Genomic DNA, 21,174 nt, shown 5'->3' with positions numbered 1-21,174 from the left:
GGCGGATAAACCTTCAATTCCGGCACATAGCCGTTGTTGAACATTCGGGTGTAAGCCAACAAAATGCCTTCACAAGGCGACGCACCAAAACAGGGGAGATTTTCATGCGTTCTATGCTTCTGGCCTTGCTGGCCGCAACAGCACTTGCCACATCGGCGCAGGCCAAAGATGTGACCGTTGCTGTCACCGCTATCGTGGAACATCCAGCACTTGATGCTGCGCGTGATGGCGTTAAGGATGCGCTGGCTGCGGCTGGCTTCAAAGAAGGTGAAAATCTTACCTTCGTCTATCAGTCAGCACAGGGCAATCCGGCAACTGCCGCACAGATCGCACGTCAGTTTGTTGGCGATGGCCCGGACGTAATCGTTCCAATTTCGACACCTTCGGCGCAGGCTGTTGTTTCCGCAACGCGTGATATTCCGATTGTCTTCACCGCAGTTTCCGATCCGGTTGGCGCGCAGCTCGTCAAGGACATGGCCAAGCCAGGCGGCAACGTCACGGGCCTGTCCGACATGTCGCCGGTTGTTGAGCATATCAAGCTCATCAAGGAAGTGATGCCGAACATCAAGAAGCTCGGCTATCTGTACAATTCCGGTGAAACCAATTCTGTTTCGCTGCTGGAAGCACTGAAGGCTGCGGCTGCGGCTGAAAACATCGAGATCGTTGAATCGGCTGCCACCAAGTCGGCTGAAGTTCAAGGCGCTGCGCGTGCGCTCGTTGGTCGTGCAGATGCGATGTATGTCCCAACCGACAACACCATCGTCTCGGCTCTTGAAAGCGCTGTCGGTGTTGCTGAAGAAAGCAAGCTGCCACTCTTCACCGCTGACACGGACTCTGTGAAGCGCGGTGCGTTGGCTGCTCTCGGCTTCAACTATTACGATGTTGGCAAGCAGACCGGCGAAAAGGTTGTGGCCATTCTCAAGGGCGAAAAGCCGGGCGATATTCCAGTTGAAATCGCCAAGGGCACTGATCTCGTCATCAATCTTGGTGCAGCCAAGAAGATGGGTGTTGAGCTCCCGCAGGCTGTGATCGACCGCGCGACCAGCAAGATCGACTGATTACGATACATATTGTAAGTGTAAAGGGCGGGATCAAATCCCGCCCTTTTGTTTTAAACCTGTCGAGTTTCTGAAATGCCCGCAATCCGCATCCTTCCAGCCGATGACAACACCAATGGCTGGAGCAAAATCCTTTCCCCCCGCACCCCGAACGCATCGCTGAAAAGCGATATCAAGGCTGACTGGATTGTACTTGGAGCGGGTTATGCAGGAGTGGCTGCGGCGCGGAGGCTGGGTGAAAACCGCCCCAATGACCAGATCGCGCTGATTGATGCGCAAGAGGTTGGTAAAGGAACATCAGGGCGAGCAGCAGGATTTGCGATTGATCTGCCGCATAATGTCAGCTCATCCATGGAAGAGCTAGCCAAGTCACACAGCTACCGCGCATTGGCGCGCGCCGCCATTGATCATCTAAAACAGCAAATCGATCAGCATGGAATCGACTGCGACTGGCGACAGGATGGCAAGTTTCACGCTGCTGTTTCCGATCAGGGTGTGCGCGAGGTTCTGGAGCCGACGGTTAAAGAACTCGAACGCCTCAAGGAGCCTTTCGACTGGATGGAAGGCGATGCTCTCGCCAAACGGCTCGGTACAAATCATTTCAAAGCGGCGATCTTCACCTATGGCACATCGCTATTGAACCCGGCTGCTCTGGTGCGCGGTCTTGCCGATAGCCTGCCCAACAATGTGACGCTTTATGAGAATTCGGCTGTCACCAAAATCGATTATGGCGAGCGCATTCTCATCACAACGGCAAAAGGCAGCATTCAGGCACCAGCGATGATCCTGACGGTCAATGGTTTTGGCGAGCAGTTCGGCTTTTTCAGACGAAAGCTGTTGAATTTTGCAGCCCATGCCAGCCTTAGCCGTAAGCTTAACGATGCTGAATACAAAGCAATCGGCGAAGTCGCTCCTTGGGGTCTGACACCTGCCAATTCCTTTGCGGGCATCACCATGCGCCTGACATCGGACCGGCGCATTCTCGTCCGGCAGAATGTGCATTTCTGCCCCTCGCTGCGTCAGTCAGATGTGCGCCGTGAAACAATCAAACGCGAACACAAACGCCTGTTTGATGAGCGTTTCCCGATGCTGCCTCATGTGGATATGGAACATACATGGACGGGCTTTATCTGCCTGTCACGCAACGGCGCACCGGGTTTTGGGCAGATCGCAAAGAACATCTACACATCGCTTTGCCAGAATGGTGTCGGTATCACGAAGGGGACCATCGGTGGCATTCTCGCAGCCGACATGGCCTGTGACATCGACAATCCACTGATCGACGACATGCTAAAACTTGGTTCTCCAACCGAACTTCCGCCACGGCCTTTCCTTGATATTGGCGTGCGTGCGCGTTTTGCTTGGGAATTGTGGCGTGCGCGCGGAGAAGTGTGAGCGAAATCCAGTGAGCTGAATGTTGTAACAGGCGCACAGACTGGTGCTTTTTGGCGCATTCGCAGCGATAATGCTTGCTTATTGGAGCTTTTGGGTTGTATCGGGAAAAGACAGAGCCAGAACAATCGCAAGCAATAAAATTGCGCATGAAAAACCGGGGAATGGTTCCAGATACAAATGTGTTTGGAACAAACTCAAATCAAAACCGGTCGTGATTGAGACAGGCCTTTCGAGCATGAGTGGCAGAAGCCGCCATGTTTGAAGGCCAATGAATAGTGTTTGCCGCAAGGCCGTATTCATGTTCAGCCACGGCAAAGAACAAGGAATCTCAATGTGAGTCAGATCGCCTTCTGGGGTGCGGTCGAATTGGGCCTCGTCTTCTCTTTTGTCGCTATCGGCGTCTATCTGGCTTTCCGCGTGCTCGATTTCCCCGATCTGACCGTGGATGGCTCGTTTCCGCTGGGTGCAGCCGTAACAGGCGTTCTGATCCTTGCAGGCTGGAATCCATGGCTGTCTGCCGGTGTCGCGATGATTGCCGGATCAATTGCCGGTCTCGTCACCGCAACGTTGAATGTGCGCTTTAAGATTCTTAATCTTCTGGCATCCATTCTGACGATGATTGCGCTGTTCTCGGTCAATCTGCGTATTATGGGCCGCCCGAATATCGCGCTGATCAATCAGGACACGATGCTGTCGCCGTTCTTCGGTCATGGCATTCCTGAATATTACGTGCGTCCGGCATTCCTTTTCGTACTCGTCGCAATCACGGTTTTCCTCGTCTGGCGCTTCCTTGAAAGCGACATGGGCCTTGCCATGCGGGCAACTGGTGCCAACCCGAAAATGGCGCGTGCGCAGGGCGTGCGCACCGATCGCCAGATTTATCTCGGTATGGCACTCTCCAACGCGCTCGTGGCGCTTGGTGGTTCGCTTTTCGCCCAGACAAACGGCTTTGCCGACGTAACTTCCGGCGTGGGTACAATCGTGGTTGGCCTTGCCGCCGTAATCATCGGTGAAACATTGCTGCGCTCGCGTCTGATCCTCGTGATCCTGATTGGCTGTGTGCTTGGTTCGATCATCTACCGCATCGCTATTCAGCTCGCGCTTTCCAATGGCAGTATTGTTGGCCTTCAGGCTTCCGATCTCAACATCGCAACAGCACTTCTCGTCACCTTCGCGCTGATATTGCCGCGCCTGCGCCGTGGAGGAGCATCATCATGATTGAAGTCTCCAATCTTGAAGTTATCTTCGGTCGTGGAACACCACTCGAAAAGCAGGTTCTGAACAAGATCAACCTGACGATGGAACAGGGTTCGTTCGTCACTGTGATTGGTTCCAATGGCGCTGGTAAATCGACTATGCTCGGCGTTCTGGCAGGCGATGTTATCCCGACCGCTGGCAAGGTGGTGATCAGCGGGCAGGACGTGACCCGAAAATCAACCGCAGAGCGGGCTGGTCTGGTAGCACGCGTGTTTCAGGATCCGTTGGCTGGCAGCTGTGGAACACTGACGATTGAGGAAAATCTGGCACTGGCTGCATCGCGTGGAACACGTCGTGGTTTGACCCACGCGCTCAATTCTAAGCGCCGTGAATGGTTCCGCGAACGCGTGGCAAGTCTCAATCTTGGCCTCGAAAACCGTATGCAGGATCGCATGGAGCTTCTCTCCGGTGGTCAGCGTCAGGCGCTCTCGTTAATCATGGCAACATTGGCGGGTTCAGAAGTGTTGCTGCTTGATGAGCATACGGCAGCGCTTGATCCCGGCATGGCTGAATTCGTCATGGAACTGACCCGCACGCTGATTACTGAGAACAAGCTCACAGCGCTGATGGTTACGCATTCGATGCGTCAGGCGCTTGATTATGGCGACCGCACGATCATGCTGCATGGCGGCAAGATCCTGCTCGACGTAACCGGTGACAAACGCAAGACGCTCAGCGTTGAAGATCTGATCGAAATGTTCCGCAAAGTGCGTGGACAGACGCTTGATGACGATGCTTTGCTGATCGAATAGCGTTGCAAACAGCTTTGTTTCACAGCCGCCGCTCAGTTTGACCGGCGGCTGTTTTGTTAAAAGCTAGGATTATTTAGATTCTGGTTATGGATAGCCGAAAATGGTGTCTTTTCGAGACCCAGCGCGCAGTGTACTGATAGTACATGAGCACTGGAAGCGCAGAAAAGCGCCATTTGCAGGCAGACAGAACCTGAATATGGATATATCCTAATGGCGCAGAAGAAAGCACACGAAGTAGATCAATTTCTCAGCAAACCGAGCAGCTCGTTTCCGGTTGTGCTGCTCTATGGGCCTGATAAGGGGCTGGTGAACGAACGTGCGCGCCGTTATGCAAAGGCCACCAAACTACCGCTCGATGATCCCTTCGCGGTCATTCGCATGGAAGCCGACGAGATTGATGCTGATCCGGCAAAGCTGGCCGATGAAGCGCGCACAATCTCGATGTTTGGCGGCGAGCGGCTGATTTGGATCAAGAATGCTGCCGGACAGAAAAAGCTTGCCGAAGCCGTGAAACTTCTGGCGACCGAGCCGCCGCGTGAAACCTATATTCTGGTTGAAGCAGGCGATCTCAAAAAAGGCGTTGGCCTGCGCGGCGCGGTTGAAAACGCGCCAGCTGGCATGGCCCTGCCATGCTACTCAGATGATGCACGCGGCATTGATGGCGTGATCGACGATGTTCTGTCCGAATGGAAAATGCAGATCACTGTGGATGGCCGCCAACTGCTGCGCGCCAGCCTTGGCGGTGACCGGCTGGCCACGCGTGGCGAGCTGGAAAAGCTTTGCCTCTATGCGCGGGGCAAAGAACGCGTCGACATAGACGATGTGCGAGAAGCTGTGGGTGACGTTGCAGGACTTTCTACCGATGAAGTCATTGATGCAGTTCTGACGGGCGATTTACGCCGTTTTGAGACGACATTCGACCGCGTCGTGAAATCGGGAACTGCACCGTTCTTGGTGCTCAATACTGCATCCCGTCAGTTCCAGCAGATTCAGACGCTGCGTCATATTGCAGACACTGAGCGCAAAAGCGCTTCTATCGTGGTCGCCTCTGCGCGTCCGCCAGTGTTCTTTAATCGCAAGAAGCTAATTGAGAATGCGGTTAGCCGCTGGAATGCTGAAAGCCTTTCCCGCGTGATGGAACGCCTACAACGCGCAGTCCTTGAAAGCCGCCAGAATGCGGCACTGGCGGTTCCTATTATCCGCCAGTGCCTGCTCGCAATCTCGGTGGAAGCTGTGAAGCTATCGCGCAGGTAGATTGATTGTTTCACATCTAGCCCAGTTTAAGCTTCGGACTTTCCTGATATTTCCGCCACAACGAAATAAGCCAGCCGCCAAAATAGCCCGCTGAAGCGCCTGAAACCAAGGCAGTTACATACATCAATGAGCTATGATCTTCTGGGTAGATCACATTCAGAACTGCCAACACATATTGCGCACAGAAGAATATCACATTGCGTATGAGCGGCAGCGTTGTGCCTGCGCGTTCTATGCGCTTCGTTTCACGATCAACCGCCAGAATGCGTGGCCCGGTCAAAAAGCCCAGCGGCGCAAACAGTGCCAACCCTAAAAACCAGGCGATTAGAAACGAACTGAACTGGTCCGACGTATCATCAAAGTGCAAGAAGCCTACACCGATGAAAATCACCGGCACAAAAAGCATTCTCCAGAGCGAAACCGTTTGTGTTTCACGCCCCTTGATCCCCGTTATGATCAGATAGACGAGCAATCCCCAGACATAGACTGGCGTGTGAATGATGATTTGCGTCAGCAGTTCCATGAATTGCGCTCTCTCCCCGCCCCTCTGATCTGGGCGCTCTATCTCTCAATCATATAAGATTTTAGCGCTTCGATGAAAAGTCGTTAAAAGCAGGCACCGTACAAAGGTCCAGAGCTTGTTCAACAGGCTGTGAGACCATCATGGCGATCTTGAGATTACACTTCTGTTCGTCAATATTAGAGCCAACGTAATAATCGACAATTCCCTTATTCTGGTCCCCTATTCCACATCTCATGTCTGGCGGCCATTTTTATACAGTCATTGGAATAAATGCATGATTGGCTGCCTTCCTCCCATTCTCCTGATCATGATCGGCGCATTTATAGGCTGGCTGATTGGCGGCGACTACGGAGCTTTCTGGGGAGGTTCAGTGGGTATTATCATTGGTGCTATCATCATGATAATTATCGTCTTTTCGCTCATCAAGGCACGCGCACGATAAGAAAAAGCCGTGAAACAAACAACTGTTCCACGGCTTCAGATTTCGAAAGCTCAATTGAAACAATCAGCTCTGCAAGCGACGGCAAATCTCATCAAGCTGTTCAAGCGAGCTGTAGCGCACTTTCACTTCGCCACCGCGTTCGCGGTGATTGATCTCTACCTTCATTCCGGTGACATCCGAAAGCAACTTTTCAAGCGCCTTCGTGTCAGCGTCTTTCTCAATCGGCGCGCTCTTGTTTGGCTTCGGCTCTGCACCATTGCGTGCCTGCGATAGGGCTTCAACCTGACGCACGGACAAGCCTTCCTTGACCACGCGCTCCGCCAATGCGGTCGGATCTTCCATGGTTATCAGGCTACGTGCATGACCAGCTGAAAGAGCACCATCCGAGATAAAGTCCTGCACGCGCTGTGGCAGTTTCAGGAGACGCAGCGTATTGGCAACATGGCTTCGGCTCTTGCCGATGACCTGCGCCAGATCGTTCTGCGTGTAATCGTGATTATCGATAAGCTGTTGATATCCCAGCGCTTCTTCAACTGCATTCAGGTCTGCGCGCTGAACGTTTTCAACGATTGCAATTTCAAGCGCCACACGATCATCAACATCGCGGATGATGACCGGTATCGTATCAACGCCTGCGCGCTGCGATGCGCGCCAGCGGCGTTCACCCGCAATCAGCTCAAAGCGATCCGGTTCACCCGGTGCCGGACGAACCACGATAGGCTGAACAACACCATGTTCCTTGATCGATTGCGCCAGATCTTCCAGCTCGACCTCCGAGAACATACGGCGCGGGTTGCGTGGATTGCGCGTTACGAACTCGATCGGAACGCTACGTTCACTGGAAATAGGCACTTTGCGCTCTTCCGCCGGGCGGTCGATTTCACCAATCAGTGCGGCCAAGCCGCGGCCAAGGCGCTTTTTTGAAGGATCGTCGTTCATCGTCGGCAGTTCCTGCAATTGTTACGTAGTCGAATCGATAAAAGCACCGCAGCGCGATGCTGGCTCATTATGCGGCTTTAAGCTGCCGCTCACGCTGAATAACTTCGGATGCCAGTTGCAAATAAGCCTGACTGCCTGCGCATTTCAGATCATAGAGAATGGCCGGCTTTCCGTGTGAAGGTGCTTCCGATATTCGCACATTGCGCGGAATAACGGTGCGATAGACCTTTTCACCCATAAATGCGCGTACATCATCCACAACCTGCGTCGCAAGATTGTTACGGCTATCGAACATTGTCAGGACAATTCCCTGAATTGTCAGCTCAGAATTAAGGCTCGCACGAACCTGATCGACCGTCTGCAAGAGCTGGCTGAGACCTTCAAGTGCGAAGAATTCGCATTGCAAAGGCACCATCACAGAATCCGCTGCAGCCATTGCATTCAGCGTCAGCAAGTTCAATGATGGCGGGCAATCGACAAGGATATAAGAAAACTTTTCGGCAACAGTAGAATCAAAACGCAATGCATCGCGCAAGCGACGCGTGCGGTCCGGTGCCTGAGCAATTTCCATTTCTATGCCAAGAAGATCAAGCGTCGATGGCACAATATAAAGGTTCGGCACATCGCTCTGCATCGCTGCATCATTTGCGGATGCGGCCTGTGTCAGCACATCATAGGATGACAAAGGGCGGTTCAGTCGATCAATACCAAGGCCCGTGCTAGCATTACCCTGTGGGTCAAGGTCAACAATCAACACCGTCTCACCAATGGCGGCCAGCGCTGTCGCAAGATTGATGGCGGTCGTGGTTTTGCCTACACCGCCCTTCTGATTTGCAATGGTTATGATCCGAGATCTTTTGCTCATTACCGTCGCCCTGCCACTTTCTGTCGTATCGATGCTGGTTTAGCCGGAGATGCGTCGCAGATTACTAATCTCGAGTATCACCGAACTGGTATCGATAGCACTCTCATGTTGTACCAGATCAAAACTCCAGCCGACACGGCTTTCATCGATTTCCCTCTGGTAATCCCGACCTTTTTGGAAAAATGCCCTGGAACCGTTCGTCAACCAAGGTTCGGCGAGATCAAAAAGCATGTTGAGCGATGCAAGCGCACGAGCCGTCACCACCTCAGGCGTATCAATCTTATCCCACATCGCCTCAATACGCTCGGAATGAACACGCGCTGGCACGCCGATATTCCCAGCAGCCGTGCGCAAGAAAGCAGCCTTTTTTCCAGCACTCTCGACCAGATCAATCGAAGCGCCCGGCTTTTCTTTGAGAAAACAAGCGGTCACAATACCGGGGAATCCGCCGCCAGATCCCAAATCAAGCCAACGCTTTGCGTCCGGAGCCAGTGGAAATATCTGCGCACTATCAAGGATATGCCTGTTCCAGAGGTCAGCAAGTGTGGATGGAGATGCCAAATTGATCGCCGTAGACCACTTGCGAAACAGTTCTTCAAAGGCAATTAGACGTTCAGTTGTTTCACGTGAAACAACGGGAACAATCTTTTTCAAGCTCGAATATCGGCTATCCACAGTCATGCTACGCCCTTCTCGGCGTTCAGTTCGGATGCGGCACGCTCGCGCGCTCCATGCTTCTTGATATGTGTAATCAGCAAAGCAAGTGCTGCTGGCGTAATACCCTCAACGCGTTGAGCCTCGGCAATGGTTTCTGGCTTCCGCTGTTTGAGCTTGAATTTAAGCTCATTAGAAAGCCCAGAAATTGAGTCGAAGTCCAACGTTGCAGGAATGAAAAGGCGTTCTTCGCGCTCCATCACCGCAATATCGCTTTGCTGGCGGTCCATATAGACCGCATACTGCGCTTCGATCTGGAGCGCCTCTCGTGTTACGGAATCAATACTATTCAACTCGGGCCAGATAGCTTGGAGCTTTGGCAGATCAATATCGGGATAAGACAGGAGATCATATGCAGAGCGACGTACGCCATCCTGATTAAGGTGAAGGTCATACCGACTGGCCTGATTGGGCGTGATCGTCAGTTCTTTTGTCAAATCACGCGCGGCTGACAATGCATCCTGGCGAGCCGCAAATTTATCGCGACGCTCGGAACCGAGAATACCTAATTGATCTGCAAGTGGTGTCAGACGTTGATCGGCATTATCTGCGCGCAGCGAGAGACGGAACTCAGCGCGGGATGTGAACATACGATAAGGTTCACTGACGCCGCGCGATGTCAGATCATCGACCATAACACCAATATATGCTTCCGTGCGCTGGATAATGACCGGCTCACTGCCCCCTGCCCGCTTGGCAGCATTCAGTCCGGCGAGCAAGCCCTGCGCACCAGCTTCTTCATAACCCGTCGTGCCATTGATCTGACCTGCAAGGAACAGACCCATCACGCGCCGCGTTTCCAGACTGCGTTTCAGCTCTCGCGGATCGATGAAGTCATATTCAATGGCATAGCCCGGCTGTAGCATAATTGCTTTTTCAAGACCGGGAATGGTTTTGAGATATTCGAGCTGCACCTCTTCCGGCAAGGACGTAGATATACCATTTGGATAAACGGTATGATCGTCCAGTCCTTCTGGTTCAAGGAATATCTGGTGCCCATCGCGATCACCAAACTTGACGATTTTGTCTTCTACAGACGGACAATAACGCGGACCGATCCCCTCAATGGAACCGGAATACATTGCGGAGCGGTGAAGATTAGCCCGGATGATCGCATGGGTTTCTGGCGTTGTGCGTGTGATGCCACAATCAATCTGGGGCGTGGTGATCTTATCTGTCATCAACGAGAAAGGAACAGGATCCTCATCTGCCGACTGCATATCCAAACTCTGCCAGTCAATCGTTCTTCCATCCATGCGCGGCGGCGTGCCGGTCTTAAGCCGCCCGACGGTAAAACCCAAACCGCGCAACGTATCTGACAGACCAAGCGCTGGATTCTCACCCATTCGGCCGGCCGGGATTTTTTTCTCACCAATATGAATGAGGCCATTCAAGAATGTGCCGGTTGTCAGTACGACAGCAGCACAGGCAAGTTCGCGACCATCAGTGAGGACTACGCCTGTAATGGAGCCGTCGATCACGCAGATATCCGATGCACCGCCTTCAACGACGGTCAGATTATCTTGCTCAGAGATTAATTCCTGCATTGCAAGTCGATAAAGCTTTCGGTCGGCCTGGGTGCGCGGGCCACGCACGGCCGGGCCTTTGCGACGATTGAGCAGTCTGAACTGGATACCGGCCTTATCAGCGACGCGACCCATCAATCCGTCCAGCGCATCAATCTCACGAACGAGATGGCCTTTTCCAAGACCACCAATCGCTGGATTACAAGACATGACGCCTATTGTATCGAAACGATGCGTAACCAGAGCAGTACGAGCGCCAGCGCGTGCAGAAGCTGCCGCAGCTTCACAGCCCGCATGTCCCCCACCAATTACAATCACGTCGAAAGCTGTCGCTTCGGCCGAACTTTTGATGTTCATCCTGATGCATCCGAATCCAGTTTAGAAAGAAGTCTCTTTGACACGTTTGCGACTTTAACGGAAGGGGTAACCCGACCGAGCTTCGATCAACTCTTTGATAAACTTGATACAGAAATCGACTCACGGATTAATATGGGAGTCAATAAGTCTGGGCAGATTCCACAGATGTTTCACGTGAAACATTTCTCGTAGCAATCTTGATAGTCGCCACTGTTTCACGTGAATCACTCACTTTCCGATACAGAACTGCGAGAAAATAACGTCCAGAATCTCTTCAACATCAACGTCCCCAGTAATGCGTCCGAGATATTGCGATGCCCTGCGCATATTCTCAGCGCGAAGTTCCAATGGTAAATCTTCTCGCTCAGCCGCTATATCAATTTCCGAGATTGTGGATTGTAAAAGATTAATGTGTCTCTGTCGCGTCGGTACCGCATCATTGATCAGGCCAATGCGCGCTTCTGCAAATTGCTGTAATGCATCTAATAGACGGTCAAGACCATCTGTCGTGAGCGTTGAAATAAAGTACTGCCAGTTTGAGCTATCACTTGTAACTAGGTCTGCCTTGGTGCCTACTCTCCAGATGTCAGCATCGCCGTTCTCAAGCGACACTGGGATTGGATTTTGCATATCCTCAAGCAGCAGAACCAAATCGGCTTCAGCTACGCGTTCGCGCGCGCGCTCAATACCAATGCGCTCAACCTGGCTTGTCGTCTCGCGTAATCCGGCAGTGTCCGTCACATAAACTGGAATGCCGCCAAGGTTCAGTTTGACTTCCAGCAGATCGCGTGTCGTTCCGGCTTCTTCCGAAATAATCGCAATCTCACGACCAGCAAGAAAATTGAGCAGACTGGACTTTCCGGCATTTGGAGCGCCAGCGATCACAACATGCAAACCATCTCGCAGCATGGCTGCTCGCTTCCCGCCTTCAATATGGCGGATAATTTCGCTACGCAGGGTTTTGAGCTGCTCCCACACCTGTACCGAAACGGAACCCGGCACATCACTCTCGTCGGCAAAGTCGAGTTCTGCCTCAATGAGCGCACGCGCGCGGATAAGCCTTTGCCGCCAGTCGGTGTAAAGCTGACGCTGTGCGCCGGATGCGACCTGCAAAGCGAGACGGCGCTGACCTTCGGTTTCCGCCGCGATCAGATCGGCCAGGCCTTCGGCAATCGTCAGATCCATTTTACCATTGGTGAAAGCCCGACGGGTAAATTCACCTGCTTCGGCAATACGACAATTAGGAAAGGTGCTCAGTTCTTCGAGCAGTTTTTCAACGACAGCAATACCACCATGGAGATGAAATTCCGCGCAATCTTCGCCGGTAAAGCTGTTTGGTCCCGGAAAGAATAGCGCAAGTCCCTTATCGATGGCATCGCCATTACGCGCGCGAACGGTTTTATAAGCTGCATATCTTGGCTCGATCGTCGCGCCAATAATCGTTTCGATTACGAATCGAACTTGCGGGCCGGATATACGCACCACAGCAACGCCGGAAGGAAGACGTCCGCTCGATAATGCGAAAATCGTATCGATAAGATGTTGCCGCTCGCTCATTTGATTTCCCGTTCTATATTGATAGTCACACGCATATTCATTCATGTCAGGAAAGAAAAGCCTTATGACCGATATCAGCAGCAACAGGCTCAGAACCGCTCCAAGCGCCTATCTGCGTCAGCACGCCGATAATCCGGTTCACTGGCAAGTTTGGGGGAAAGAAGCGCTTGATACCGCGCAGGAACTCAATCGCCCTATTCTGTTGTCGATAGGCTATGCCGCCTGCCACTGGTGTCATGTCATGGCGCATGAGTCTTTCGAAGATCCCGCCGTGGCCGCAGTCATGAATGATCTTTTCGTCAATGTGAAGGTCGATCGCGAAGAACGCCCAGACATTGATCAGATTTATATGGCAGCACTTGGTGCTATGGGGCAGCAAGGTGGCTGGCCGCTGACAATGTTTCTGCGTCCTGATGGAAAGCCGTTCTGGGGCGGGACGTACTTTCCACCAAAAGCGCGACATAATCTGCCGGGATTTACCGACGTGCTGAAGGCGGTGAATAATCTATGGCAGGGAAATAAAGAAAAAATTAACCATAATGCGGAGGCAGTCTTCAGCCATCTGGAGACACGTCTTTCTGCTCAAAGCGAAGCCGGTCCAAATGACATTGCGCATTTCGACGCCGTAGCAGATCGCATCAATGCGATGTTTGATCCTGTTCGCGGCGGTATTGATAACGCGCCAAAATTCCCCAATGCTCCCTTCATGGATGCTTTGTGGTTATCCTGGCTCTATGGCGGACGTAGCAACCACCGCGATACGTTTCTGCTATCGCTGAGAACGATGCTGCAAGGCGGTATTTACGATCATCTCGGTGGTGGGCTTTGTCGCTATAGTGTCGATGCTGACTGGCTCGTTCCCCATTTTGAAAAGATGCTTTACGACAACGCGCAACTGATCAGACACGCAACTTATGCTTATGCTGAAACGCAGGAAGAATTGTTCCGTATCCGAATCGAAGAGACGGTAAACTGGTTGATCCGGGAAATGCAGCTTCCAGACGGAAGTTTTGCGTCCAGTCTCGATGCCGACAGTGAGGGTGAGGAAGGAAAATTCTATATCTTCACCGAGGCTGAGATTAATAGAATATTGGGTAATCAGGCCGCTGCTTTCAAAGACTGGTTTGGTGTGAAGGCCGAGGGTAATTTTGAATGCAGCAATATTCTCAACAGGCTTCATGCAGTGAATGAGGAGGTCGAGCTTCCCGCTGACATTGAGGCATCACGAGAAAAGCTGTTTAATTATCGCAGCACGCGCATTCGTCCAGGCCGCGATGAAAAAGCGCTAACAGACTGGAATGCGCTCGCAATCCGGGCGCTGGCAGAAGCTGGTCGCAGTTTTCAGAAGCTGGAATGGATCGATTATGCCATTGCGGCCTATCGTTCAATTGGGTCGTCGTTTGTGGCCGGACGTATGGCGCATTGTCGGATGGATGACGAACTGGTCTATCCTGCCCTGTCATCCGATTACGCAGCCATGATCAACGCAGCGCTTTCGCTTTTTGAAGCAACGGGCGACAGAGCATTTATCCGCGATGCGCTCGCACTCAAAGATGCGCTCAACCAAAACAATCGCGATGCATCCGGCAATTACCGGCTATCGGCGATTGAGGCGGAAGACGTCATTCTTCACAGCTATGGAGATTATGACGAAGCCATTCCATCTGCCACCAGTCAGATTATCGAAGCATTCACGCGGCTATTTTTAGCCACCGGCGATATGCATCTTTACCATCAGAACGAGCGTCTGGTGGAGCAGACAATGGGCCGTGCACTTGTTCAGCAGTATGGGCAAATTGGCATTCTGAATGCGAGCCGCATTGCTGCTGAACCGCTGTCTCTGGTGATCGCTGACATTGGTGAATATGGCGAACTCGTTGCAATGGCAGCACGCAATCCTGATCCACGTCGATTGGATAAGTTTGTTGCCTTTGAAGCGGGGAAATTGATTGAGCTTCCGACAGCTGGCACAGCACATGCCGATAAACCGTCAGCGTGGCTCTGTAAGGGACAGGTTTGCTTGGCACCAGTTGAGACTGCCGCAGCGCTCGAAATCCTGCTCAGAGGCCATTCCTGAGCTTTTATGGATCATAAAAAACGCCGCGCTGATTTCTCAACGCGGCATTTTTGTAATGATAATCTAGCAGAACTTACGTGTTCATTGAATCGAAGAAATCGCCATTGCTCTTGGTCTGTTTGAGCTTGTCAATCAGGAACTCGATCGCATCTGTCGTGCCCATTGGCGCGAGAATACGACGCAGAACGAAAATCTTCTGAAGATCGGCGCGTGGAACAAGCAGGTCTTCCTTACGCGTACCAGACTTGAGAATATCCATAGCTGGGAAGATACGCTTGTCAGCAACCTTACGGTCAAGAACGATTTCCGAGTTACCCGTGCCCTTAAATTCTTCAAAGATCACTTCATCCATACGCGAACCAGTATCGATCAGCGCGGTTGCGATAATGGTGAGCGAGCCACCTTCTTCGATGTTACGGGCTGCACCAAAGAAGCGCTTTGGACGCTGCAGGGCGTTTGCATCCACACCACCGGTCAGAACCTTACCTGATGATGGAACAACGGTGTTGTAAGCGCGGCCAAGACGGGTGATGGAATCGAGAAGGATCACAACGTCACGGCCATGTTCAACGAGGCGCTTCGCCTTTTCGATGACCATTTCAGCAACCTGAACGTGGCGTGTTGCTGGCTCATCGAAGGTAGAAGAAACAACTTCACCCTTCACAGAGCGCTGCATATCGGTCACTTCTTCTGGACGTTCATCGATCAACAAAACAATCAGATAGCATTCAGGATGATTTGCTGTGATCGAATGCGCGATGTTCTGCAACAGAACCGTCTTACCGGTACGCGGCGGAGCGACGATCAAACCGCGCTGGCCCTTACCGAGTGGCGCAACCAGATCAATAACGCGCGAAGACAGATCCTTATTGGTCGGAACTTCGAGTTCCATCTTGAAACGCTCATTTGGATAGAGCGGTGTCAGATTGTCGAAATGGACCTTGTGTTTGATTTTTTCAGGGTCATCAAAATTGATCGTGTTGACCTTGAGAAGTGCGAAATAACGTTCGCCTTCCTTTGGACCACGGATCGGGCCTTCAACCGTATCGCCTGTCTTCAGTGAAAAACGACGCAGCTGGGAAGGCGAAATATAAATATCATCCGGGCCTGGGAGATAATTGGCATCGGCTGAGCGCAGGAAGCCAAATCCGTCCTGCAGCACTTCAACGACACCTTCGCCGATAATTTCGACTTCCTGAGCAGCAAGGCTTTTGAGGATCGCGAACATCAGTTCCTGCTTGCGCATTGCGCTTGCATTTTCGACCTCAAGCGTATCGGCAAATGCCAGCAGCTCGACCGGTGTTTTGTTTTTAAGTTCTTGTAGTTTCATTTCCTGCATGGGTGAGGAACTCTTTATGAAATATAATAGGAAAATGCAGTTGTTCGGAAAGGTGGGTCACTTGGATCGTGACCGGCATCGAAGGCCTGCTGTCATGGTGGGAAGAGGACTCACTCATACCGTTTTGCAGCATGAAGAGCAAGTCTCAGATAAGAATTGGCGAGATTTTATTCAATAGGAAAAAGATCGAAGCCCGGTTCTAACTGCCGAAATTCCGGGCTTTTTAGAAAAAATCATTAAATCAGAACGGTTTCACGATCACCAGAATAACAATCAGGATCATCAACACGGTTGGGACTTCGTTAACGATTCGCCAATGTTTGGCTGATTTGGTGTTCTTATCCTGCGCGAAAAGACGTGTTGCCTTTGACAAGTAGCCATGAACACCGGACATCAGCACAACCAGCAGAATTTTTGCGTGCAGCCATCCGCCTTTGAACTCAAATATTTCCCATGCGAGCCAGAGACCAGCTACCCATGTTACAATCATAGCGGGATTAATGATGAAACGCAGCAACCTGCGCTCCATGATTTTGAACGTTTCAGAGGTTTCGGAACCGGGTTTAGCTGAACAATGATAAACGAAAAGCCGCGGCAGATAGAGCATCCCGGCCATCCATGCGATCACCGCAATGACGTGAATGGACTTGACCCAAAGATATGCATCGGCTGGATTCACGTGAAACAATCCCCATAGTCCGAGCACCACAACGACTAAAGCCACAATGGTACGCATCAGTGCGGCCTTGCCGCTGTTTGTCTTATCGGAAGCGCTCATCAATTACCTCCGCGAACCCGGTCAATCATCCGCTGCACGTTCTCAATCGGTGCCTGCGGGGTAATTCCATGGCCGAGATTGAAGATCAGTGGACCTTGACCCAGATTTTTAAGGATCGCATCAACGCCTTCATCCAGAGCTGCACCGCCAGCGACAACGCGCAACGGATCGAGATTACCCTGAACAGCGCCTTCCTTTTGCAATTCCTGCGCAAAGGAAACCGGCACAGACCAGTCGAGGCCGAGAACATCAACGCCGGTTTTTTCGCGATAGCCCGCGTAAAGCATCCCGGCACCTTTCGGGAAGCCGATAATGCGGGCTTCAGGATAAACCGCCCTCACCTTTTGCACGATGCGAGCAACCGGGCGAACACAGAAGCGCTCAAAGCAATCTTCGTCCAGCACGCCGGACCATGAATCGAAAATCTGCACAGCATCAGCACCTGCATCGAGCTGTTCGATGAGATATTCGGCTGAAACATCTGCCAGATCATTCAAAAGCTTCTCAAAGGCTTCTGGAAAGCGATAGGCAAACAGACGAGCAGGAGCTTGATCCGGCGTGCCATGACCCGCGATCATATAGGTCGCAACAGTCCAGGGAGCGCCACAGAAGCCCAACAGGGTTGTTTCGTCAGGCAATTGCGCTCGCAGCAGCCGAACCGTCTCATAGACCGGCTCCAGCCGTTTAGCGACACCTTCTGTCTCAAGCCAGAAAATCTCGTCTGCATCAATTGGTGTCATCAAAGGCCCTCTTCCTTCTTCAAAGCGAAGGTCTCGTCCAAGGGCGTGAGGGATCACAAGAATATCTGAAAACAAAATGGCTGCATCAAAGCCATAACGGCGGATTGGCTGAAGCGTCACTTCGACTGCCAGATCAGGTGAATAGCACAGGTCGAGAAAGCTTCCCGCTTGTTTGCGTACTTCGCGATATTCAGGAAGGTAACGTCCGGCCTGACGCATCATCCAGATTGGTGGTGGAAATACCGCTTCACCGTCTATGACTTTCAAGACTTTGCGCTTCATTGCATTCCACCTTGTCTGATTTTCGTTATCTCGTGTGCAAGTTTTCCCGTGCTTTCTTCATAAAGAAAGGAGGAATCTTGAGTCTTCTTATTCTTAGAGTCTGTTGGAATCGGGGATTACGCTTTGCCCGCCTTTTTCCCACAGCTCTGCTTAGGCACAGCTTTGCCTGTGCGATCATTCACCGATCATCTTGATAAAAGCAATGAAAACTCAAATCATTCATTGAATCTAAGGAGTTACCAATTGCCGCACTTTGGTGCTCTTTGTGGACAAGCTGGGTATATCGCAGGCGTTTTCCAAATGTTACGAGTCTTGTACACAAGCGCTTTCTAAAGCTTCCCACATGTGTACTCGCTGTGGATGACTTGCCAAGTTTCCCACTGCCTGCCATGGCTTGTGGATGAAGCTCTCAATTTACGCACAGTCGTCAACAGGGAGGGGAGAAAACTGTGACCAGACCGCTTTCTTACTTTCATCTTCATCTGATTTCTGATGCGACGGGAGAGACTCTCCTCGCTGCAGGACGTGCTGCGGCGGCTCAATATGCCAGTGCGCGCGCGATTGAGCACATCTATCCGCTCATCCGAACCGAGAAGCAGCTGCGCAAAGTTCTGGAAAATATCGACGCTGAGCCCGGCATTGTTCTTTATACAATTGTCGATCAGAAATTGGCTGCGATCATCGATGAAGCCTGCGCGGAAATGGGTGTGCCTAGTGTTTCCGTGCTGGAACCTGTGCTCAATACGTTTCAATCTTATCTGGGCGCGCCCGCGCATCGCCGCGCCAGCGCGCAGCATGTGCTCAATGCCGATTATTTTCGCCGGATTGATGCACTTAATTTCACAATGGAGCACGATGATGGGCAATTGCCGCCCGATATTGAAGAGGCGGACGTTATTCTTGTCGGGATTTCACGAACCTCCAAAACGCCCACAAGCATTTATCTGGCCAATCGCGGTATTAAGGCGACCAATGTACCCATCGTGCTGGGTATCCCCCTCCCCGAGCAGCTTTTTACCGCAAAGCGTCCGATGATCGTGGGACTGGTGGCAACGGCAGAACGTATTTCACAGATCCGGCAGAACCGCCCGCTCGGTAGTGTTCCTTCGCTTGATACCGGACTTTACACAGACCGCGTTTCAATTTCCGAAGAACTGGCTTATGCCCGCAATCTCTGCAACCGGCATGGCTGGCCGATCATTGATGTATCGCGCCGGTCGATTGAAGAAACGGCAGCGGCAATCCAATCGCTGTTGCGTGACGGCAAGAAGGAAGATCTGACATGACGACAAAGCTTATTCTGGCCTCCAAAAGTCCGTTTCGTTCGGCACTGCTAAAAAATGCCGGCATCTCCTTTTCGGCTGAAAGTGCTGATATTGATGAGCGCTCGGTGGAAGCGCCGCTTTATAAATCAGGTGCCACGCCGGAAGACGTAGCGCAGGTTCTGGCCGAGGCAAAAGCCTTGTCGGTCAGCGAAAACCATCCCGATGCGGTGGTGATCGGCTGTGATCAGACACTTTCACTTGGTGACGAGATTTTCCACAAGCCTGTGGATATGGAGGCGGCACGGCGCCAGCTTTTGCAATTTTCGGGCAAAATGCACCAGCTTAACAGCGGCGTGGTGCTGGTTAAAAATGGCGAGACGCTGTGGCGTCATGTGAGCGTCGCGCGCATGACGATGCGCGATCTCGATCCGGGCTTTATCGGACGCTATCTCGGACAGGTCGGCGATATTGCCCTTTCCAGTGTTGGCGCCTATCAGGTCGAAGGTCCGGGCATTCAATTGTTCTCAAAAATCGACGGCGATTATTTCACCATTGTGGGCTTGCCGCTGTTGCCGCTGCTTGATGAGTTGAGGAAGGAAAATCTGATCGATGGCTAACAAGGCATTCGTCACGGGCTTTCCGATAAAGCATTCGCGTTCGCCGCTTATTCATGGCTTCTGGCTGAGAGAGCATGGCATCGAAGGTTCTTATGAAGCCATTGAAGTGGCGCCGGAAAATTTCGCGGAATTTGCTTCCTCGCTTCAAGAAAATGGCTTTGCTGGCGGTAATGTCACGATTCCACATAAGGAAGTGGCCTTTGCAGCCGTTGAACGTCGCGATGCGGCGGCAGTTGCTATTGGCGCGGTGAATACGCTCTGGCTTGAGAATGGAAAGCTCTGCGGCGGCAATACCGACGCTTATGGCTTTGCCGCTAATCTTGATGCACTGGCTCCGGGTTGGGATGATGCGGATACGGCGCTTGTTCTGGGTGCTGGTGGCGCAGGGCGTGCGATTGTGCATGCTTTGCAGACACGCGGCTTCTCGCGCATTGCCATCGTAAATCGCACGCTGAGCCGCGCTGAAGAACTGGCAAGCCATTTCGGCGCGGGTGTTTCCGCATACGGATGGGATGCAGCGCACGGTCTCGTCAAAGACGCGGGGCTGATCGTCAACACGACATCGCTCGGCATGAGCGGACATGGTGAGGTGGAAGAATTTCCGCTTGATCTGAGTGCAGCGCAAAAGTCAGCCGTGGCGACAGATATTGTCTATATTCCGCTCAAGACACCGTTTTTGGCCAGCGCTGAAGCAGCGGGTCTCAAAACTGTCGATGGTCTTGGAATGTTGCTGCATCAGGCGGTTCCGGGTTTTGAACGCTGGTTTGGCAAAAGACCGCAAGTGACAGATGCCCTGCGTGAGCATATTCTGGATGATATGAAAAAGGCTGGCGCTTTATGATCATCCTCGGATTGACCGGCTCCATAGGCATGGGAAAAACCACTGCATCCAGCATGTTTGCAGACGCTGGCGTGCCGGTCTATAGCGCCGACGATGCCGTGCATCAGCTTTATTCAGGCCGCGCGGCCCCTCTGATTGAAGCCGCCTTCCCCGGAACGGTTGTGGACGGCACTGTTGATCGGGCAAAATTATCCGCAGCGGTTCTTGGCAAGCCGGAAGCGCTTAAAAAGCTTGAATTGATCATTCATCCGCTCGTGCATGAAGAGGAAGCCAGCTTTCTTGCACAAGCATGTGCCGATGGCGCCGATATTGCGCTGATTGATATTCCGCTGCTTTTTGAAACAGGCGGTGAAAGTCGTGTAGACAAGGTGGCTGTTGTTTCAGCCCCTGCCGATATTCAACGGGAGCGCGTTCTTGCGCGCCCCGGTATGACGGATGAGAAGTTTGCGTCAATCCTCGCTCGACAAATGCCGGACGCAGAAAAGCGTGCGCGTGCGGATTTTATCATCGATTCTTCGGGAGAACTTGAGGAAACGCGCACGCAGATCACAGCCATCATCGCTGAATTGCGTGGAAAGCTTGCCAATCCATCCTGA

Annotated in this window: 20 protein-coding genes; 11 read left to right on the top strand and 9 right to left on the bottom strand. The window is 52.2% G+C overall.

Annotated elements, in window-relative coordinates; translation table 11 throughout:
- The first annotated feature begins 104 nt into the window (after positions 1-104).
- From J2782_RS12685 to holA, 5 genes are all read left to right on the top strand, one after another.
- Positions 105-1,058 carry an ABC transporter substrate-binding protein gene (locus J2782_RS12685; RefSeq protein ID WP_250041408.1) on the top strand — a complete coding sequence of 318 codons (954 nt, stop codon included), beginning with the start codon at positions 105-107 and terminating at the stop codon, positions 1,056-1,058.
- Between the two features lie 75 nt (positions 1,059-1,133).
- A complete protein-coding gene (locus tag J2782_RS12680) occupies positions 1,134-2,453 on the top strand; it encodes an NAD(P)/FAD-dependent oxidoreductase (RefSeq protein WP_310013066.1) in 1,320 nt (439 codons plus the stop codon).
- Between the two features lie 333 nt (positions 2,454-2,786).
- A complete protein-coding gene (locus J2782_RS12675) occupies positions 2,787-3,671 on the top strand; it encodes an ABC transporter permease (RefSeq protein WP_310013062.1) in 885 nt (294 codons plus the stop codon).
- A complete protein-coding gene (locus J2782_RS12670) occupies positions 3,668-4,462 on the top strand; it encodes an ABC transporter ATP-binding protein (protein ID WP_310013061.1) in 795 nt (264 codons plus the stop codon). The genes J2782_RS12675 and J2782_RS12670 overlap by 4 nt, the downstream gene beginning before the upstream one ends.
- 210 nt (positions 4,463-4,672) lie before the next feature.
- A complete protein-coding gene (holA, locus tag J2782_RS12665) occupies positions 4,673-5,716 on the top strand; it encodes a DNA polymerase III subunit delta (RefSeq protein ID WP_310013060.1) in 1,044 nt (347 codons plus the stop codon).
- Between the two features lie 16 nt (positions 5,717-5,732).
- On the opposite strand, the gene J2782_RS12660 is transcribed toward holA, so the two are convergent.
- Positions 5,733-6,239, bottom strand: coding sequence for a DUF6622 family protein (locus J2782_RS12660; protein ID WP_310013058.1), 507 nt, complete (start codon positions 6,237-6,239; stop codon positions 5,733-5,735).
- A gap of 274 nt (positions 6,240-6,513) precedes the next feature.
- Between J2782_RS12660 and J2782_RS12655 the strand changes: the two genes are divergently transcribed.
- Positions 6,514-6,681, top strand: coding sequence for a hypothetical protein (locus tag J2782_RS12655; RefSeq protein WP_310013057.1), 168 nt, complete (start codon positions 6,514-6,516; stop codon positions 6,679-6,681).
- A 63-nt stretch (positions 6,682-6,744) separates the two neighbouring features.
- Here the strand turns inward: J2782_RS12655 and J2782_RS12650 are convergent, their stop codons facing one another.
- From J2782_RS12650 to mnmE, 5 genes are all read right to left on the bottom strand, one after another.
- Positions 6,745-7,620, bottom strand: coding sequence for a ParB/RepB/Spo0J family partition protein (locus J2782_RS12650; protein WP_310013054.1), 876 nt, complete (start codon positions 7,618-7,620; stop codon positions 6,745-6,747).
- Positions 7,621-7,687: 67 nt separating this feature from the next.
- Complete coding sequence (locus tag J2782_RS12645) at positions 7,688-8,485, bottom strand: ParA family protein (RefSeq protein WP_310013053.1); 798 nt, start codon at positions 8,483-8,485, stop codon at positions 7,688-7,690.
- A gap of 39 nt (positions 8,486-8,524) precedes the next feature.
- Complete coding sequence (gene rsmG / locus J2782_RS12640) at positions 8,525-9,166, bottom strand: 16S rRNA (guanine(527)-N(7))-methyltransferase RsmG (protein ID WP_310013052.1); 642 nt, start codon at positions 9,164-9,166, stop codon at positions 8,525-8,527.
- Entirely contained in the window at positions 9,163-11,082 is a 1,920-nt protein-coding gene (mnmG, locus tag J2782_RS12635) for a tRNA uridine-5-carboxymethylaminomethyl(34) synthesis enzyme MnmG (protein ID WP_310013051.1), read from the bottom strand. Before mnmG ends, rsmG begins: the two co-directional genes overlap by 4 nt.
- A 228-nt stretch (positions 11,083-11,310) precedes the next feature.
- Complete coding sequence (gene mnmE / locus J2782_RS12630) at positions 11,311-12,639, bottom strand: tRNA uridine-5-carboxymethylaminomethyl(34) synthesis GTPase MnmE (RefSeq protein ID WP_310013049.1); 1,329 nt, start codon at positions 12,637-12,639, stop codon at positions 11,311-11,313.
- 64 nt (positions 12,640-12,703) lie between these two features.
- Between mnmE and J2782_RS12625 the strand changes: the two genes are divergently transcribed.
- Positions 12,704-14,716 (top strand): thioredoxin domain-containing protein, encoded by a 2,013-nt coding sequence (locus J2782_RS12625; protein WP_310013048.1) that lies wholly within the window; start codon positions 12,704-12,706, stop codon positions 14,714-14,716.
- A gap of 73 nt (positions 14,717-14,789) precedes the next feature.
- On the opposite strand, the gene rho is transcribed toward J2782_RS12625, so the two are convergent.
- The 3 genes from rho to hemE form a co-directional block, all read right to left on the bottom strand.
- The gene (gene rho / locus J2782_RS12620; RefSeq protein WP_310013047.1) at positions 14,790-16,055 is read right to left on the bottom strand and encodes a transcription termination factor Rho; all 1,266 of its coding nucleotides are present in this window, start codon (positions 16,053-16,055) and stop codon (positions 14,790-14,792) included.
- A gap of 241 nt (positions 16,056-16,296) precedes the next feature.
- A complete protein-coding gene (gene hemJ / locus J2782_RS12615) occupies positions 16,297-16,833 on the bottom strand; it encodes a protoporphyrinogen oxidase HemJ (RefSeq protein ID WP_310013045.1) in 537 nt (178 codons plus the stop codon).
- On the bottom strand, positions 16,833-17,855 hold the full coding sequence (gene hemE, locus J2782_RS12610; protein ID WP_310013042.1) for a uroporphyrinogen decarboxylase: 1,023 nt from the start codon (positions 17,853-17,855) through the stop codon (positions 16,833-16,835). Before hemE ends, hemJ begins: the two co-directional genes overlap by 1 nt.
- A 449-nt stretch (positions 17,856-18,304) precedes the next feature.
- On the opposite strand from hemE, the gene J2782_RS12605 reads away from it, so the two are divergent.
- Genes J2782_RS12605 through coaE form a run of 4 tightly spaced genes read left to right on the top strand, consistent with a single transcriptional unit; the run spans position 18,305 to position 21,174 of the window.
- Positions 18,305-19,141 carry a pyruvate, water dikinase regulatory protein gene (locus J2782_RS12605; protein WP_250041380.1) on the top strand — a complete coding sequence of 279 codons (837 nt, stop codon included), beginning with the start codon at positions 18,305-18,307 and terminating at the stop codon, positions 19,139-19,141.
- Positions 19,138-19,737: a Maf-like protein gene (locus tag J2782_RS12600; RefSeq protein ID WP_310013040.1), complete on the top strand. Its 600-nt coding sequence runs from the start codon at positions 19,138-19,140 to the stop codon at positions 19,735-19,737. Before J2782_RS12605 ends, J2782_RS12600 begins: the two co-directional genes overlap by 4 nt.
- The gene (locus J2782_RS12595; RefSeq protein WP_310013038.1) at positions 19,730-20,578 is read left to right on the top strand and encodes a shikimate dehydrogenase; all 849 of its coding nucleotides are present in this window, start codon (positions 19,730-19,732) and stop codon (positions 20,576-20,578) included. The genes J2782_RS12600 and J2782_RS12595 overlap by 8 nt, the downstream gene beginning before the upstream one ends.
- On the top strand, positions 20,575-21,174 hold the full coding sequence (coaE, locus tag J2782_RS12590) for a dephospho-CoA kinase (RefSeq protein WP_310013036.1): 600 nt from the start codon (positions 20,575-20,577) through the stop codon (positions 21,172-21,174). Before J2782_RS12595 ends, coaE begins: the two co-directional genes overlap by 4 nt.

This window comes from Brucella pseudogrignonensis (assembly GCF_031454375.1).
GTDB classification, from domain to species: Bacteria; Pseudomonadota; Alphaproteobacteria; order Rhizobiales; family Rhizobiaceae; genus Brucella; species Brucella pseudogrignonensis_A.
Note: the sequence above shows the minus strand (reverse complement) of the source record. Positions and strands in the feature narration are given on the sequence as shown.